Consider the following 15,117-nt stretch of genomic DNA (forward strand, 5'->3'; position numbering starts at 1 on the left):
GGGAGGTGCCGGGGGCGGGTAGGCTCGCCGGTCGGGCGCCCACACCCCGGGTGCCGCCCGCCGCCTCCCGCACCGGGAAGCGGCACACACCGGGCCGGACCCGCACGACGGGGACGACGGCGAGGAAAGTGCAGCCATGATCAGTGTTTTCGACCTCTTCAGCGTCGGCATCGGGCCGTCCAGCTCGCACACCGTGGGGCCGATGCGGGCCGCGCGGACGTTCGTGGCCGGTCTCAAGGCCGACGGCCAGCTCGCCGACGTCGTGCGGGTGCAGGCCGAGCTGTTCGGTTCGCTGGGCGCCACGGGCCACGGCCACGGCAGCGACCGCGCCGTGCTGCTCGGGCTGGAGGGGGAGGTCCCGGAGACCGTCGACACCGACACGGTCGGGTCGCGCGTGGAGCGGATCCGCGCGCAGCGGCGGCTCAGCCTCATGGGCAGCCAGGAGATCGACTTCGACCCGGACCGGGACCTGGTGCTGCACCGTCGGCGCTCCCTGCCGTACCACCCGAACGGGATGACCTTTGCGGCCTTCGACGCGGCGGGGCAGCAGGTCCGGGCGCGCACCTACTACTCCGTCGGCGGCGGGTTCGTGGTCGACGAGGCCGCCGCCGGGGCGGACCGGATCAAGCCGGACAGCACCCGGGTCCGCCACCCCTTCCTCACCGGCGCGGAGCTGCTGTCGGTGACCACCGCCACCGGCCTGTCGATCAGCGAGGTGATGCTCGCCAACGAGCTGTCCTGGCGCAGCGAGGCCGACGTCCGGGCCGGGCTGCTGGAGATCTGGCGGGTGATGCAGGAGTGCGTGGAGAACGGCTGCGCCCATGACGGCGTGCTGCCGGGCGGGCTGAAGGTGCGCCGCCGGGCGGCCGAGCTGCGCCGCAGCCTGGAGGCGGAGGGCGACGCCACCGACCCGCTGCACGCCATGGACTGGGTCACCCTCTTCGCGCTCGCGGTCAACGAGGAGAACGCGGCCGGCGGGCGCGTGGTCACCGCGCCGACCAACGGCGCCGCCGGGATCATCCCGGCCGTCCTGCACTACTACACCCGGTTCGTGCCGGGCGCCGACGAGGATGGCGTGATCCGCTTCCTCCTCGCGGCCGGCGCGATCGGCGTGCTGTTCAAGGAGAACGCCTCGATCTCCGGGGCCGAGGTCGGCTGCCAGGGCGAGGTCGGCTCGGCCTGCTCGATGGCGGCCGCCGGGCTGGCCGAGGCGCTGGGCGGCACGCCCGAGCAGGTGGAGAACGCGGCCGAGATCGGCATGGAGCACAACCTCGGGCTCACCTGCGACCCGGTCGGCGGCCTCGTGCAGATCCCGTGCATCGAGCGGAACGCGGTGGCCAGCATCAAGGCGATCACCGCGGCCCGGCTGGCGCTGCGCGGCGACGGGGTGCACGCCGTGTCGCTCGACAAGGTCATCAAGACCATGCGGGAGACCGGTGCCGACATGAAGATCAAGTACAAGGAGACGGCGCGGGGCGGCCTCGCGGTCAACGTCATCGAGTGTTGACCCCGAAGGGGTGACCCGGCGCGTCCGTACGGCGGGCCGGGACGCTCCGGGCGAGGATGGGACGGTGACGTCCGGCGTCGCCGCGCTCTGGTCCGCCCGCACCTCGCTGCGCATCCTGGTCCGGCGTGATCTCGCGGTGAAATACCAGCAGTCCGTGCTGGGCTACCTCTGGTCGCTCATCGAGCCCCTCGGCATGGGCCTGATCTACTGGTTCGTCTTCGGCGTGCTCTATTCCGGCGCCACCCGGCGGCACCTGGGCGACGCGGCCGGGTCGTACCCGCTGTTCCTCATCACCGGGATCTTCGCGTGGATGTGGGCCAGCTCCGCGCTGACCGAGGCGGCCAACGCGCTGACCGGGCAGGCCCGGCTGATCACCACGATGAACCTGCCCCGGCAGGTCTTCCCGATCGGCCGGGTCACCGGCCGGTTCGCCGAGTACGCCGCCGGGCTGCCCATCCTGGCCGCCATCGCGGCCCTCTATGTGGCCCACGGCCGGATCCACCTCGGCTGGACGCTGCTGGCCCTGCCGCTGGCCGTGGCGGTGCAGTTCGTCCTGCTCGTGGGGCTCGCGCTGCTGCTCTCGGCGGGCAACGTGCTGATGCGCGACATCGAGCGCATCATGCGGCTGATCATCCGGCTGCTGTTCTACGCGACCCCGATCATCTACCCGCTGAACCTGGTGCGGGACTCGGGCATGCCGGGCTGGCTGAAGGTCGCGTACGAGCTGAACCCGCTGGTCGGGATCTTCCAGCTGCACCACGCCATCTGGTATCCGGACGAGTTCCCCGACGCCCGGCTGCTCACCGTCACCGTGGCGGGCAGCCTGCTGGTGTTCGCGGTCGGCTGGTGGTCGTTCCGCCGCCTCGAACCGGCCGTGCTCAAGGAACTGTGAATGGCGGCGATCATCGAGGCGGACGGCCTCGGCATCCGGTTCGTCCGCAACCGCCGCCGGCAGCTCCGGCTGCGGGAACTGCTCATCCACCGGGGCTCCCGGGACCCGGACGCCGGCCGGTTCTGGCCGCTGCGGGACGTGTCGTTCCGGATCGAGCCGGGCGAGACGGTCGGCGTGGTCGGGCGTAACGGCACCGGCAAGAGCACGCTGCTGCGGCTGATCGCCGGGGTGCTGATCCCCGACGAGGGCGCGATCCGGGTGCACGGCCGGGTGGCGCCGCTGCTGGAACTCTCCGCGGGCTTCTCCGGCGACCTGACCGGCCGGGAGAACCTCTACCTGGTGGGCGGGCTGCACGGGTTGTCGTCGGCGTACCTGCGGCGGCACTTCGACGAGATCGTCTCGTTCGCGGGTGAGCAGGTGGAACGCGCCATCGACACCTCGGTCCGGCACTACTCGTCGGGCATGAAGGTGCGGCTGGGCTTCGCGGTGATCGCCCACCTGCCGCACCCCGTGCTGCTGGTGGACGAGGTGACCGCGGTCGGGGACGCCGAGTTCCGTGCGAAGTGCTATGCGACCATCGAGCGACTTCTCGCGGAAGGGCGCACGCTGGTGCTGGTGTCACACAACGAAAAGGATCTCACCCGGTTCTGTCGTCGGGGGCTCTACCTCGACGCCGGGCGGCTGACCGTCGACGGGACGATCGACGAGGCGCTGCGGGCGTACGCCGGCGCGACCCAGCGGTGACGCTGGCGATCGTGCTCGCCGCCGGGTCGGCGGCGGGCCTGACCACCGACGCCGGGGAGCGGCTGGCCGACCGGCTCGCCGGGCAGTGGCGCCGGGCCGGGGCGGATGAGGTGCGGGTGGTCGACGACCTGTCCGAGCTGGCCGACCTGGTGGCCGCCGCCACGGGGCCGGTGCTGGTCAGCGGGGCCGACCTGGTGGCGCACACCGCCGTACTCAGGCATCTGGCCACCAGCCCGGTGGGGCCGACGGTGGCCCTGGTGCTCACCGACCCGCCGGCCGCCGGGCAGGTGACGGTCCGCGAGGAGCGCGGCCAGGTGGTGGCCGTGGGCGACCCGGCGGGCGCCACGGGCGTGTTCGGCGGGGCGCTGCGGGTCGGCCCGGCCGACCTGCCGGCCCTCGCCGCCGCCGCCCGCACGGCGGCCGGGGGCGGCGTCGACCGCCTCTTCGCCGACCTGGCGGGCTGCGGCACGCTGACCTTCGCCCACCGGGTACGCCTGCTCGTGGCGCACCGGGTCGGCGACCCGGCGGAACTGGCCGCCGCGCAGGCCGCCGTGGCGGCGGTCGACGAGGACCGGGCCGAGCTGCGGCTGTCGGTGAAGGAGCGGGACGACTTCTTCACCACGTTTTTCGTGAGCACCTGGTCCCCGTACGTGGTGAAGGTGGCCGCCCGGATCGGCCTGGGCCCGACCGCCGTCACCATGATCTCGGTGGCCTTCGCGGTGGCCGCGGCCGTGCTGTTCGGCGCCGGCGGCCGGCCCGCGCTGGTGGCCGGCGCGGTCCTGCTCTACCTGGGTTTCGTGCTGGACTGCGTGGACGGCCAGTTGGCCCGCTACACCCGGCACTTCAGCGCCTGGGGCGGCTGGCTCGACACGATGGCCGACCGGGCCAAGGAATACCTGGTCTACGCCGGTCTCGGCTACGGCGCCTCGCACGCCGGCTTCCGCTACGGCTGGGCTCTGGCGATCGCCGCCATGACCCTCCAGACCGTGCGCCACATGACCGACACCTGGTACGGGGTGCTGCACGACGAGGCGGCCCGCCGCCCGCGCGCGGCGACCGGCGACGCGGGCGGCATCGGCGGGAAGCTGAACGCCGCCTCGACGAAGGTGCAGGCGGACACCGGCTCGGTGTCCTACTGGCTGAAGCGGACCGTGGTCTTCCCGATCGGCGAGCGGTGGGCGCTCATGGCGGTGGCCGCCGCGCTGTTCGGGCCGCTGGTGGCGCTGTGCGCCGTGCTGGTGTGGGGGGTGCTGGCGTTCGCGTACACGGGGGGGCTGCGCACCCTGCGGGCGCGGTGGATGCGGGTGCCGGTGCTGAGCACCGTCGACACGGGCCTGCACCGCGACGACGGGTTCCTGGCCCGGACGCTGCCCGCCGCCCGGCAGCCGCTGGCGCTGGCGGCGCTCGGCACGCTGGGCGCGGCGGCGCTGCTGGTCGTCGCGCTGCGGGTGGTGCACGCGGGCGCGGACCTGAGCGCCTGGGTGGTGCCGCTCGGCCTGCTGGTGCTGCTCGGCGGGGCGCTGGGCGCGCGGGCGGCGCACGACGGACCGCTGGACTGGCTGGTTCCGGCGGCACTGCGGGCCGGCGAGTTTCTCTTCGCGATCGCCGTCGGGGTGGCCGGGCGGGTGCCGCCGTGGCTCATCTTCGGGTACGTCTTCGTGTTGACCCTGCACCACTACGACCTGACCGCGCGGCTGGAGAAGCGGCAGGCCGCGCCGCCGCTGCACGCCGCCGCGCTGGGCTGGGAGGGGCGTTCGGCGCTGCTGACCATCGGGTCAATCGCCGGAATCGCGAGCATCGCTCTAGCTACACTCGGTGCGTACCTTCTCGTGGTTTTTGTCGCGAGCGTGGTCCTCGCCTGGGTGGTCCTGCCGGCCCGCGCCCCTGGGGGTGACCGCTCGCCGGGCTGACGGAGGGCCGGCCGGGATGACCCTGATCAGCTTCGTCGTACCGGCCTTCAAGGTGCAGGGTTACCTCCGGGAGTGTCTCGACTCGATCCTCGACCAGCCGTTCGAGGACGTGGAGGTCATCGGGATCGACGACGCCTCCCCGGACGACAGCGGCGAGATCCTGGACGAGTACGCGGCCCGCGACTCCCGGGTCCACCCGGTCCGGCTCACCGAGAACGTCGGGCTCGGTCCGGCCCGCAACATCGGGCTGGACCGGGCCGCCGGCGACTACGTCTGGTTCGTCGACGGCGACGACTGGCTGGTGCCCGGCTGCCTGCCCCATGTGGCGGACCGGCTCCGCGCCACCCGCCCGGACGTGCTGATCGTCGACCACGTCCGGGCCCACTGGAACAACATCGGCACGCGCAGCGCCATGCGGGACGTGTTCCCCCAGCCGCCCGGCGAGGCGACCTTCCGGTTGCGGGAGCGGCCGGAGACCCTGCGGCTGCTGCACACCGCCTGGAACCGGCTGGTCCGCCGGGAGTTCCTGGTCGAGCAGGGGCTGCGCTTCGCGCCCGGCTGGTACGAGGACGTCTCGTTCAGCTATCCCGTGCTGATGGCCGCCGAGCGGATCGGCGTGCTGGACCGGGTCTGCCTCAACTACCGGCAGCGCCGCACCGGGGCGATCACGCGCACCCGGGGCGACCGGCACTTCGAGGTCTTCGCCCAGTGGCACCGGGTGTTCCGGCTCATGGACCAGTGGGGGCCGGCCGTGGTGGACGGGCTGCGCCCGGCCGTCTTCGAGCGGATGATCTGGCACTACCTGACCGTGCTCGGCAACGGCGAGCGGATCGCGCCCGAACTGCGGCCGCCGTTCTTCGCGCAGATCCACGCCGACCACGCCCGCTTCCTGCCACCCGAGGGCTACCCGGTCCCGCCCGGCCTGGAAGGGGTGAAGCACCGGCTCGTGGCGGCCGGGCGGTGGCGGACGTTCAGCGCGCTCCGGGCCGCCCACCAGGCCGAGGAGCGGGCCCGGCGCTCGGCCCGGCGGGTCAAGCGGCGGGTGCTGCCGGTCGCCCGGCGCAACGCCCGTCGGGCCCGGGACGCGGCGCTGCGCGAGTACTACCGGGCCGAGTTGCACCGCCCGCTCGACCCGACGCTCGCCGTCTACGCGTCGTACTGGTACCGGGGCTACTCCTGCAACCCGGCCGCCATCTACACGGCCGCCCGCCGGCTCGCCCCGCAGGTGCGCGGCGTGTGGATCGTCCGCCGGGACCGGGTGGCCGGGCTGCCGCCGGGTGTCGAGTACGTGGTGGCCGGCACCCCGGACTACTACCGGGTGCTGGCGCGGGCCCGCTGGCTGGTGAACAACGTCAACTTCCCGGACTTCGTCCGCAAGCGGCCCGGCTCGGTGCACGTCCAGACCCACCACGGCACCCCGGTCAAGGTGATGGGGCTGGACCAGCAGCGCTATCCGGTCGGCGCGATGGGCATGAACTTCGCGAACCTGCTGCGCCGGGTGGACCGGTGGGACTACAGCGTGAGCTCGAACAGCTTCTCCACCCAGATGTGGGAGCGGGCCTACCCGGCCGACTACGCCACGCTGGAGGTCGGCTACCCGCGCAACGACCGGCTGGCGCTGGCCACCGCCGAGGAGTGCCGCCAGGCCCGCGCGGGGCTGGGCATCGGCCCCGACGAGTACGTGGTGCTCTACGCCCCCACGCACCGGGAGCACCTGCCGGGCTGGCGGCCGCCGTTCGACCCGGACCGGCTGCGTGCGGTGCTCGGCCCGGCCGGGCGGCTGCTGATGCGCAGCCACTATTTCCACGACCGGGAGCGGCAGTTGCGCGGCGTTTCCGACGGCGCCGTGCTGGACGTGAGCGGGTACGACCGGGTCGAGGATCTGTACCTCGCCGCGGACGTGCTGGTCACCGACTATTCGTCGGCGATGTTCGACTACGGGGTGCTCGACCGGCCGATCGTGGTCTACGCGCCGGACTGGGACGCCTACCGGGTGGCCCGGGGCGTCTACTTCGACCTGCTGGCCGAGCCGCCGGGCGCGGTCGCCGTCGACTTTCCCGGGCTGCTCGACGTCTTCCGCAGCGGCGCGGTGTGCGGCGCGGCCGCCGAGCAGGCCCGGGAGCGGTTCCGGGCCCGGTTCTGCGCATTGGAGGACGGGCACGCCGCCGAGCGGGTGGTCCGCCGGGTCTTTCTGGGCGAACCGGCCTGAAAAGGCGTTACTGAGCGGTCGCTTTACTGATGGAAGGCCGCCAATCTCGTTAATGGTTCTTTCACGAGTCGAACATGGCACGTTTACCCGATGCGCGGACGGCACGATCCTGGCCACAGTCATTCCCGGGTTCGGCCGAGAACTGGGGAGGCAGACGGTGACCACCGTCGCGCTCAAGGATGTCACCAAGGTGTTCCAGGACGGGACAGTCGCGGTCGACACCATCAATCTGGATGTCAACGACGGCGAGTTCATGGTGCTGCTCGGCCCCTCGGGCTGCGGCAAGTCCACCGTGCTGCGGATGGTCGCCGGGCTGGAGGATCCCACCTCGGGCGCCGTGATGCTCGGCGGCGAGGTGGCCAACGACCTGCCGCCCCGGGAGCGGAAGATCGCCATGGTCTTCCAGGACTTCGCGCTCTACCCGCACATGACCGTCGGCGACAACATCGGCTTCCCCCTCCGGCTCTCCGGCGTCGAGCCCGGGCCGCGCGGCGAGCGGATTCAGGACGTGGCGAGCGCGCTGGGCATCGGCGACGTGCTGGCGCGCAAGCCCAGCCAGCTCTCCGGCGGCCAGCGGCAGCGGGTGGCCATGGGGCGGGCCATAGTGCGCCGGCCCGGCCTGTTCCTCATGGACGAGCCCCTCTCCAACCTGGACAGCGGCCTCCGCGCCGAGCTGCGCGCCGAGATCTCCGGGCTGACCCGCGAGCTGGGCGTCACCACCATCTACGTCACGCACGACCAGGCCGAGGCACTCACCATGGCCGACCGGGTCGCCATCATGCGCAAGGGCGTGCTCCAGGACGTGGGCACCCCCACCCAGGTGTACGGGCGCCCTGCCACCCTCTACGTCGCCGCGTTCCTCGGCAGCCCGCGGATGAACCTGCTGGAGGCGTCGGTCTACGTCCACCTCGACCGGTACGTCACGCTGAACCTCGGCGAGCAGTCGCTCTACCTGCCGTGGGACGACATCCGCAGCCGGGCCGTGGCCCACTACCACGGCGAGCGGATCGTGGTCGGCATGCGGGCCGAGGCCCTCACCCCGGTCGCCCCGGACACCGCCGGTGACGTGCTGCACGGCCGGATCCGTTACCTGGAGCACCACGGCCACGAGTCCCTGGCCTTCCTCGACATCGGCGCCACGGCCATCGTGGTCGACGAGATGGGCAGCCGGCCCGAGGACAGCGCCCCCGGCCAGCGCGGCCTGCGCCGGTTCGGCCAGGTCATGCAGCGGCTCGCCGGGCGGCCGGCGGACGCACCCGTCTCCGCCGCGCCGAGCGGCAGCGGGAACCGCACCAGCGTGCTCCCCGACCCGGGCCGGCACCACCGCCGTCCCGCGGAGCTGGCGGTGCGGCTGGCCCCGTACCCGCAGGTGTCGGCCGGGCATCCGCTCGCCGTCCAGGTGCGGATGGATGCCCTGCACTTCTTCGACGAGCGCGGCGACCGGATCGACGTCGGCTGGCGCTGAGGTGCAAGGAAGGGCCCCCTCTTAACGCATTCGGTAGAGAAGGGGACCCCGCTTAACAGCTACGGCGGGTTGACGACCGGGCGGCGGTAGGGGCCCCAGGCCACGAACCGGCGGAACAGGTCGGCCGGCGCCGGGCCGTCGTCCGGGTTCAGGCGGTAGAGGTCCCGGGCCGCCTCGTGGAGCAGCCCGCACAAGTAGAGCGAGAGGCCGATCTGGTCGTCCGCGTACTCGGCCTTGAGCAGCAGGCGTGCCTGTGCGCAGGGCCACGGCTGTCCGCAGGCCCGGCAGCACCACACGGGCCGCAGCGGCGTGTGCGGCGGGGCATATGACGGGTACGCCCTCGGCCGCTCGCCAACCGTTCCGTCCGTTGTGGTCGCTTCGTTCGAGATCTTGGTACCGGGTGGCCCCTCCAGGGGCCGTTTGCCACCAAGATCTGCTTGCCGTGGTGGGTGCATGGCGCCTCGCTTCGTTGGGGTGGGCCCGCCCCGGTTCGGGGGATGGGGCGGGCCCCGGAGCGGCCCTTGACGGGTACGGGGCCGCTCCGCTGGGTGACAGTCTGGTCACCGTGGGGCTAGGGTCGGAAGCCGTTCCGTCCCCACCAGCCCGGCCGTGCGATCGGCCGCCCCCCGTTGTGCAGAGGTGTGCAGATGAGCCGGATGCCGATGCTGGAACTGTTCGCCGGGGAACTGCGCCGGCTGCGCGGCGACGCCGGGCTGTCGCAGGAAGCGCTCGGTGAGCGGGTGAACTATTCGGCCTCGCTGGTGGCGGCGGTCGAGCAGTGCCGCCGCCCGCCCCGGGAGGAGTTCGCCCAGCGCTGCGACGAGGCGCTGCGCGCGGGCGGCCTGCTGGTGCGCATCCGGGAGACGTTGGTCCGGGAGAGCCTGATGCCGTGGTTCCGCGAATGGGTGACCATCGAGCAGGAGGCGACCGCACTGCGCAGCTTCGAGCCGCTGGTGGTGCCCGGCCTGCTCCAGACCGAGGACTACGCCCGGGCGCTCTACGAGGGGGCGGCGCAGCTCGTCGGGGAGGAGATCGAGCAGCCCCTCGCCGCGCGCCTGGCCCGGCAGGAGGTGCTGAACCGGCCCGGTCCGCCGCAGTTCGTGGCGGTGCTCGACCACACCGTCCTGGAACGCCCGGTCGGCGGCCCCAAGGTCATGCGGGAGCAGCTGCGGCACCTGGTCGAGGTAGGTCGCCGCCCTCGGGTCCACCTGCACCTGGTGCCCCGGGAGGTGGGCGCCTACCCCGGTCTGAACGGGGCCTTCGTGCTCGCCACCCCGCCCGACGGCGACGACGTCGGCTACCTCGATAACCAGTTGCACGGCACCATCGTCGAGCGGACGGTGGACGTAAACTCCCTGCGGCAGATCTGGGAGTCCGTGCGCGCGGAGGCCATGCCGCATGGAGCGACCCTGGCGGCGATCTCGGAGGCGGCAGAGCAATGGACCTGACCGGCGCGATCTGGCGCAAGAGCACGCGCAGCAGTGGTAACCAGGGGAACTGCGTGGAGGTGGCCGACAACCTGCCCGGCGTGGTGGCCGTGCGGGACAGCAAGGACCGGCGCGGTCCGGTGCTGACATTCACGCCGCTGAGCTGGGTCGCTTTCGTCGGGCAAGCCCGCCGATCGGCTCTTGCCCAGCAAGTTACTCACGAGTAGCGTCTGGGCATGTCCATCGACTCTCGCCAGGTCGCGGCCGGTCTGCTGGAGGCCGTGCCGTTCGCCCGCACGCTCGGTATCGAATTCGTCGAGGTCGCCCCCGAGGCCGAGGGCGGTGTCCGGGCCGTGGTCCGGCTCCCCGACGTCCCGGCGCACCACAACCACGTCGGCGGCCCGCACGCCGGCGCCATGTTCACCCTCGGGGAGACCGCCTCCGGTGCCGTGGTGCTGGCCGCGTTCGGGCAGGTGCTCGACCGGGCCGTCCCGCTGGCCGTGACCGCCACCATCCGCTACCAGAAGGTCGCCCTGGGGCCGGTGCTGGCCACCGCGCGGCTGGGGCGTACCCCGGCCGAGGTGGTCGCCGAACTCGACGCCGGGCAGCGGCCGGAGTTCCCGGTCGAGGTGGAAATCGGCACCGAGGACGGCACCGTGACCTCGGCCCTCACCGTGATCTGGACACTTCGGCCGAACCGCTGAGGTCCGAATCCGGTTTGCCCGGCCGGTGCCCTGGATAGATTCAGACAATGCTGGGCCTACCCGCGCAGGTGACCGCCTGTCTCTTCGATCTGGACGGTGTGCTCACGCAGACCGCCAAGGTGCACAACGCCGCCTGGACCGAGACGTTCAACGCGTTCCTGAAGGTGCGCTCGGCGGCCACCGGCGAGCTGTTCCGTCCGTTCGACCCCGGCCCGGACTACAACCGGTACGTGGACGGAAAGCCGCGGGCCGACGGGGTGCGCTCCTTCCTGGCCTCGCGCGGGATCACCCTGCCCGAGGGGTCGCCGGACGACCCGCCCGAGGCGGACACCGTCAACGGGGTGGGCAACCGGAAGAACGTCATCCTGCTCAAGCGGATCCACACCGACGGCGTCGAGGTCTACGAGGGCTCGGTGCAGTACCTGGAGGCGGCCGCGAAGGCCGGGCTGCGCCGGGCGGTGGTCTCGGCCAGCGCCAACTGCCGGGACGTGGTCGCCGCCGCAGGGCTGGACACGCTGCTGGAGGCTCGGGTGGACGGGCTGGTCGCCCGCGAGCGCGGGCTGCGCGGCAAGCCGCACCCGGACACCTTCCTCGCCGGCGCGCAGCTGCTCGGGGTGGACCCGGCGAGCGCGGCCGTCTTCGAGGACGCGCTGGCCGGCGTCGCCGCCGGGAAGGCCGGCGGCTTCGGGTACGTGGTCGGCGTCGACCGGGTCGGCCAGGCCGACGACCTGCGCGCGCACGGCGCCGACGTGGTGGTCACCGACCTGTCGGAGCTGCTGACCGGGGCGCGCGCGTGATCCGGGAACGGGCGTACCCGGTCGAGCCGTGGCACGTCCGGGAGACCCGGCTCGACATGGACGTGCTGGCCCAGTCCGAGTCGGTCTTCGCCCTCTCGAACGGCCACGTGGGGCTGCGCGGCAACCTCGACGAGGGCGAGCCGCACGGCCTGCCCGGCACCTACCTGAACTCCTTCTACGAGCTGCGCCCCCTGCCGTACGCGGAGGCCGGCTTCGGCTTCCCCGAGTCCGGGCAGACCGTCGTCAACGTCACCAACGGCAAGCTGCTCCGGCTGCTGGTCGACGACGAGCCGCTCGACGTCCGGTACGGCGAACTCATCTCCCACGAACGGGTCCTCGACCTGCGCGCCGGCACCCTGCACCGCGAGCTGCACTGGCGCTCGCCGGCCGGCCGGGACGTGAAGGTCCGCAGCACCCGGCTGGTGTCGTTCACCCAGCGGGCGGTGGCCGCGATCCTCTACGAGGTCGAGGCGCTGGAGGGGCCGCTGCGGCTCATCGTCCAGTCCGAGCTGGTGGCCAACGAGACCCTGCCGCCGCAGAGCAAGGATCCGCGCGTCGCCGCCGTACTCGAATCGCCGTTGCAGGCGGAGGAGCAGCTGACCACCGACGACGGTGGCCTGCTCATCCACCGCACCAAGGTCAGCGGGCTGCGGGTCGCCGCCGCCATGGCCCACGACGTGGACGCCCCGGAGCGCGTCACCATCGAGTCCGAGGGCTACGAGGACTGGGTCCGCACCACCATCGGCTGCGTGCTCAAGCCCGGCCAGAAGCTGCGGGTGGTCAAGTACCTGACGTACGGCTGGTCCAGTCGGCGGTCGCTGCCGGCGCTGCGCGACCAGGTCGGTGCGGCGCTGGCCGCGGCCCGGCTGGACGGCTGGGACGGGCTGCGCCGGGAGCAGCGGGAATACCTCGACGAGTTCTGGGACGCCGCCGACGTGCGGGTGGAGGGCGACCCGGAGGTGCAGCAGGCGGTCCGGTTCGGGCTCTTCCACGTGCTCCAGGCCGGCGCCCGCGCGGAACGCCGGCCCATCGCCGCCAAGGGCCTCACCGGCCCGGGGTACGACGGGCACGCGTTCTGGGACACCGAGATGTTCGTGCTGCCGGTGCTCACCTACACCCAGCCGGGCGCGGTGCGGGACGCGCTGCACTGGCGCTACTCGACGCTCGGCCAGGCGCAGGAACGGGCCCGGACGTTGAACCTGTCCGGGGCCGCCTTCCCCTGGCGGACCATCGAGGGGCCGGAGTCGTCGGCGTACTGGCCGGCCGGGACGGCCGCGTTCCACATCGCCGCCGACATCGCCGACGCGCTGCGCCGGTACGTGCTGGTCACCGGCGACCGGGCGCTGGAGGAGGAGATCGGGCTGGAACTGCTGGTCGAGACGGCCCGGCTGTGGCGCTCGCTCGGCCACCACGACCGCACCGGGCGGTTCCACATCGACGGGGTGACCGGCCCGGACGAGTACACCGCCGTGAAGAACGACAACGTCTACACCAACCTGATGGCGCAGCGGAACCTGCTCACCGCCGCCGACTGCGCGATGCGCCACCGCGACCAGGCTCAGGACCTGGGCGTCACCGAGGAGGAGGCGGCCGCCTGGCGGGACGCGGCCAACGCCATGCACGTGCCGTACGACCCGGAGTTCGAGGTGCACGGGCAGGTCGAGGGCTTCACCCGGTTGCAGGAGTGGGACTTCGAGCACACGCCGCCGGAGAAGTACCCGCTGCTGCTGCACTACCCGTACTTCGACCTGTACCGGAAGCAGGTCGTCAAGCAGGCGGACCTGGTGCTCGCCATGCACTGGCGCGGCGACGCGTTCAGCGACGGCGAGAAGATGCGCAACTTCAACTACTACGAGCGGCGCACCGTGCGGGACTCCTCGTTGAGCGCCTGCACTCAGGCGGTGATGGCGGCCGAGGTAGGTCACCCCGAGCTGGCCCACCGCTATCTGCGTGAGGCCGCCCTCATGGACCTGCACGACCTGAACGAGAACACCCGGGACGGCGTGCACATGGCCTCGCTGGCCGGGGCCTGGATCGCCCTCGTCGCCGGCTTCGGTGGCCTGCGCGACCACGACGGGACGCTCTCGTTCTCGCCCCGGCTGTCCAGCCGGCTCAGCCGACTGGAGTTCTCCCTCCAGTGGCAGTCCATGCGGCTGCGGGTCGACGTCCGGCCGCACCAGACGACGTACTCCCTGCGCAACGGGGGGCCGGACACCGTGCTGGAGCTGCGGCACCACGGCGAGCCGCTCCGGGTCACCTCCGCCCAGCCGGTCACCGTGCCGGTGCCCCCCGCGCACCCCTCCGGGCCGCAGCTGGAGCAGCCGCCGGGCCGGGCACCGCTGCTGCACCTGCCCGAGAACATGACCTGATCGACGCCCCGGCCCGAGTTCGGGCCGGGGCGTCGTCGGCGTACCTCAGAACTGGCGGCCGTTGGACGGCCGGCCGCCGGCGTCGCGCGGCGCCGTCGCCCGCGCGTCGTCGGCGGTGCGTGCCACGGAGGCGCGATCCGCCCAGTCCGGCGAGTCCTTCAGCTCCTGTTTGCGGTTTTCCTGATCGGTGAGTTCCTGCTCTCGGGACCTGTCCTGTTTCGCCATGACGAGCCTCGCGATCCGTCGGGGTCCGTGGTCACCCCGCGCCTTCCCGATCCGGGCCGGCTCAACCGTCGAGGTGCCGGGCGAAGCTCAGCCGCAGGTGGTTCTTCGGCCGGGCGCCGACGATCGAGCCGACCACCTGGCCGTCCCGGAACACCAGCATCGTCGGCATCGACATCACCTGGTACGCCCGCGTGCTCTGCGGGTTTTCGTCCGAGTTCACGGTGACGAAGCGCAGCGCGTCGCCGAACTCCTCGGCCAGCTCCGCCAGGTGTCGCGAGACCGGGCGGCAGGGCGGGCACCACTCCGCCCAGAAGTCGACCACCACCGGCCGGTCGGCGGCCAGCACGGTGGCCGCGAAGGTCTCGTCGGTGACCGGGGTCAGTCGGCCCTGTTGCGTGTCCTGAGGCATGTTTCCTCCCGATGGGCGATCGCGCGGGCGAGCTGGTCGTGCAGCTGGTGGCGGACCGCGCCGAGCCGGTCGAGGTAGTCGTCCACCTCGGCGAGCTTGCGTCGCAGCACCGCCACCGAGTCGGGGCAGACGTCGCCGGAGCTGTTGCCGGCCCGCAGGCAGGCCACGAACGGCCGGATGTCGTCCAGCCCGAAGCCGACCGCCAGCAGCGCCCGGATCTCGTGCACGACGCGCAGCTCCGCCTCGTCGTAGACCCGGTAGCCGTTCGCCGACCGGCGCGGGCACACCAGCCCGTGGGACTCGTAGTAGCGCAGGGTCCGGGTGCTGGTCCCGGCCCGCTCCGCCAACTCGCCGATCCGCATCCCACCCACCCCGACCTGCTGCTCGCCCCCCTGACCGCCCTCACGCTAAACCTTGCCGCCGACGTCAAGGCAACCCGCGGAGGTGAGGTCGGGGTGG

At 72.7% G+C, this 15,117-nt stretch carries 15 protein-coding genes; 11 read left to right on the forward strand and 4 right to left on the reverse strand.

Annotated elements, in window-relative coordinates:
* Positions 1–136 precede the first annotated feature (136 nt).
* The 6 genes from F8274_RS24275 to F8274_RS24300 all read left to right on the forward strand — a co-directional run bounded on the left by F8274_RS24275 (position 137) and on the right by F8274_RS24300 (position 8,727).
* Positions 137–1,507 (forward strand): L-serine ammonia-lyase, encoded by a 1,371-nt coding sequence (locus F8274_RS24275; RefSeq protein WP_151464681.1) that lies wholly within the window; start codon positions 137–139, stop codon positions 1,505–1,507.
* Between the two features lie 64 nt (positions 1,508–1,571).
* Positions 1,572–2,399 carry an ABC transporter permease gene (locus F8274_RS24280; protein WP_151464682.1) on the forward strand — a complete coding sequence of 276 codons (828 nt, stop codon included), beginning with the start codon at positions 1,572–1,574 and terminating at the stop codon, positions 2,397–2,399.
* Complete coding sequence (locus F8274_RS24285; protein ID WP_151464683.1) at positions 2,400–3,143, forward strand: ABC transporter ATP-binding protein; 744 nt, start codon at positions 2,400–2,402, stop codon at positions 3,141–3,143.
* Complete coding sequence (locus F8274_RS24290) at positions 3,140–5,053, forward strand: DUF5941 domain-containing protein (RefSeq protein WP_151464684.1); 1,914 nt, start codon at positions 3,140–3,142, stop codon at positions 5,051–5,053. The genes F8274_RS24285 and F8274_RS24290 overlap by 4 nt, the downstream gene beginning before the upstream one ends.
* A gap of 16 nt (positions 5,054–5,069) precedes the next feature.
* Positions 5,070–7,262, forward strand: a complete 2,193-nt coding sequence (locus tag F8274_RS24295) for a bifunctional glycosyltransferase family 2 protein/CDP-glycerol:glycerophosphate glycerophosphotransferase (RefSeq protein WP_151464685.1) — start codon at positions 5,070–5,072, stop codon at positions 7,260–7,262.
* 157 nt (positions 7,263–7,419) lie between these two features.
* On the forward strand, positions 7,420–8,727 hold the full coding sequence (locus tag F8274_RS24300) for an ABC transporter ATP-binding protein (RefSeq protein WP_151464686.1): 1,308 nt from the start codon (positions 7,420–7,422) through the stop codon (positions 8,725–8,727).
* A 59-nt stretch (positions 8,728–8,786) separates the two neighbouring features.
* On the opposite strand, the gene F8274_RS24305 is transcribed toward F8274_RS24300, so the two are convergent.
* Positions 8,787–9,116, reverse strand: a complete 330-nt coding sequence (locus F8274_RS24305; protein ID WP_151464695.1) for a hypothetical protein — start codon at positions 9,114–9,116, stop codon at positions 8,787–8,789.
* A 258-nt stretch (positions 9,117–9,374) separates the two neighbouring features.
* Here F8274_RS24305 and F8274_RS24310 point away from each other — a divergent pair, with 258 nt between their 5' ends.
* From F8274_RS24310 to F8274_RS24330, 5 genes are read left to right on the forward strand one after another with little or no spacing between them, the layout of a single operon-like run.
* On the forward strand, positions 9,375–10,175 hold the full coding sequence (locus F8274_RS24310) for a helix-turn-helix transcriptional regulator (RefSeq protein ID WP_151464687.1): 801 nt from the start codon (positions 9,375–9,377) through the stop codon (positions 10,173–10,175).
* Entirely contained in the window at positions 10,166–10,381 is a 216-nt protein-coding gene (locus F8274_RS24315; RefSeq protein ID WP_151464688.1) for a DUF397 domain-containing protein, read from the forward strand. Before F8274_RS24310 ends, F8274_RS24315 begins: the two co-directional genes overlap by 10 nt.
* Before the next feature lie 9 nt (positions 10,382–10,390).
* Entirely contained in the window at positions 10,391–10,858 is a 468-nt protein-coding gene (locus F8274_RS24320) for a DUF4442 domain-containing protein (protein WP_151464689.1), read from the forward strand.
* Between the two features lie 47 nt (positions 10,859–10,905).
* On the forward strand, positions 10,906–11,655 hold the full coding sequence (locus F8274_RS24325; protein WP_151464690.1) for a beta-phosphoglucomutase family hydrolase: 750 nt from the start codon (positions 10,906–10,908) through the stop codon (positions 11,653–11,655).
* Positions 11,652–14,024 (forward strand): glycoside hydrolase family 65 protein, encoded by a 2,373-nt coding sequence (locus tag F8274_RS24330; RefSeq protein ID WP_151464691.1) that lies wholly within the window; start codon positions 11,652–11,654, stop codon positions 14,022–14,024. The genes F8274_RS24325 and F8274_RS24330 overlap by 4 nt, the downstream gene beginning before the upstream one ends.
* A 45-nt stretch (positions 14,025–14,069) precedes the next feature.
* Here the strand turns inward: F8274_RS24330 and F8274_RS24335 are convergent, their stop codons facing one another.
* The 3 genes from F8274_RS24335 to F8274_RS24345 all read right to left on the reverse strand — a co-directional run bounded on the left by F8274_RS24335 (position 14,070) and on the right by F8274_RS24345 (position 15,020).
* Entirely contained in the window at positions 14,070–14,249 is a 180-nt protein-coding gene (locus tag F8274_RS24335; protein ID WP_151464692.1) for a hypothetical protein, read from the reverse strand.
* 61 nt (positions 14,250–14,310) lie between these two features.
* Complete coding sequence (gene trxA / locus F8274_RS24340) at positions 14,311–14,658, reverse strand: thioredoxin (RefSeq protein ID WP_151464693.1); 348 nt, start codon at positions 14,656–14,658, stop codon at positions 14,311–14,313.
* Positions 14,628–15,020, reverse strand: a complete 393-nt coding sequence (locus F8274_RS24345) for a MerR family transcriptional regulator (RefSeq protein WP_151464694.1) — start codon at positions 15,018–15,020, stop codon at positions 14,628–14,630. Before F8274_RS24345 ends, trxA begins: the two co-directional genes overlap by 31 nt.
* Between the last annotated feature and the right edge of the window lie 97 nt (positions 15,021–15,117).

Origin of the sequence: Micromonospora sp. AMSO31t (assembly GCF_008868175.1) — a bacterium.
Classification (GTDB): domain Bacteria; phylum Actinomycetota; class Actinomycetes; order Mycobacteriales; family Micromonosporaceae; genus Micromonospora.

Excerpts from the sequence above, each read along its gene's own strand:
- F8274_RS24335 (WP_151464692.1), bottom strand. The coding sequence starts at position 14,249 with ATGGCGAAACAGGACAGGTCCCGAGAGCAGGAACTCACCGATCAGGAA.
- F8274_RS24295 (WP_151464685.1), top strand. The coding sequence starts at position 5,070 with ATGACCCTGATCAGCTTCGTCGTACCGGCCTTCAAGGTGCAGGGTTAC.
- F8274_RS24275 (WP_151464681.1), top strand. The coding sequence starts at position 137 with ATGATCAGTGTTTTCGACCTCTTCAGCGTCGGCATCGGGCCGTCCAGC.
- trxA (WP_151464693.1), bottom strand. The coding sequence starts at position 14,658 with ATGCCTCAGGACACGCAACAGGGCCGACTGACCCCGGTCACCGACGAG.
- F8274_RS24310 (WP_151464687.1), top strand. The coding sequence starts at position 9,375 with ATGAGCCGGATGCCGATGCTGGAACTGTTCGCCGGGGAACTGCGCCGG.
- F8274_RS24320 (WP_151464689.1), top strand. The coding sequence starts at position 10,391 with ATGTCCATCGACTCTCGCCAGGTCGCGGCCGGTCTGCTGGAGGCCGTG.
- F8274_RS24285 (WP_151464683.1), top strand. The coding sequence starts at position 2,400 with ATGGCGGCGATCATCGAGGCGGACGGCCTCGGCATCCGGTTCGTCCGC.
- F8274_RS24345 (WP_151464694.1), bottom strand. The coding sequence starts at position 15,020 with ATGCGGATCGGCGAGTTGGCGGAGCGGGCCGGGACCAGCACCCGGACC.
- F8274_RS24315 (WP_151464688.1), top strand. The coding sequence starts at position 10,166 with ATGGACCTGACCGGCGCGATCTGGCGCAAGAGCACGCGCAGCAGTGGT.
- F8274_RS24325 (WP_151464690.1), top strand. The coding sequence starts at position 10,906 with ATGCTGGGCCTACCCGCGCAGGTGACCGCCTGTCTCTTCGATCTGGAC.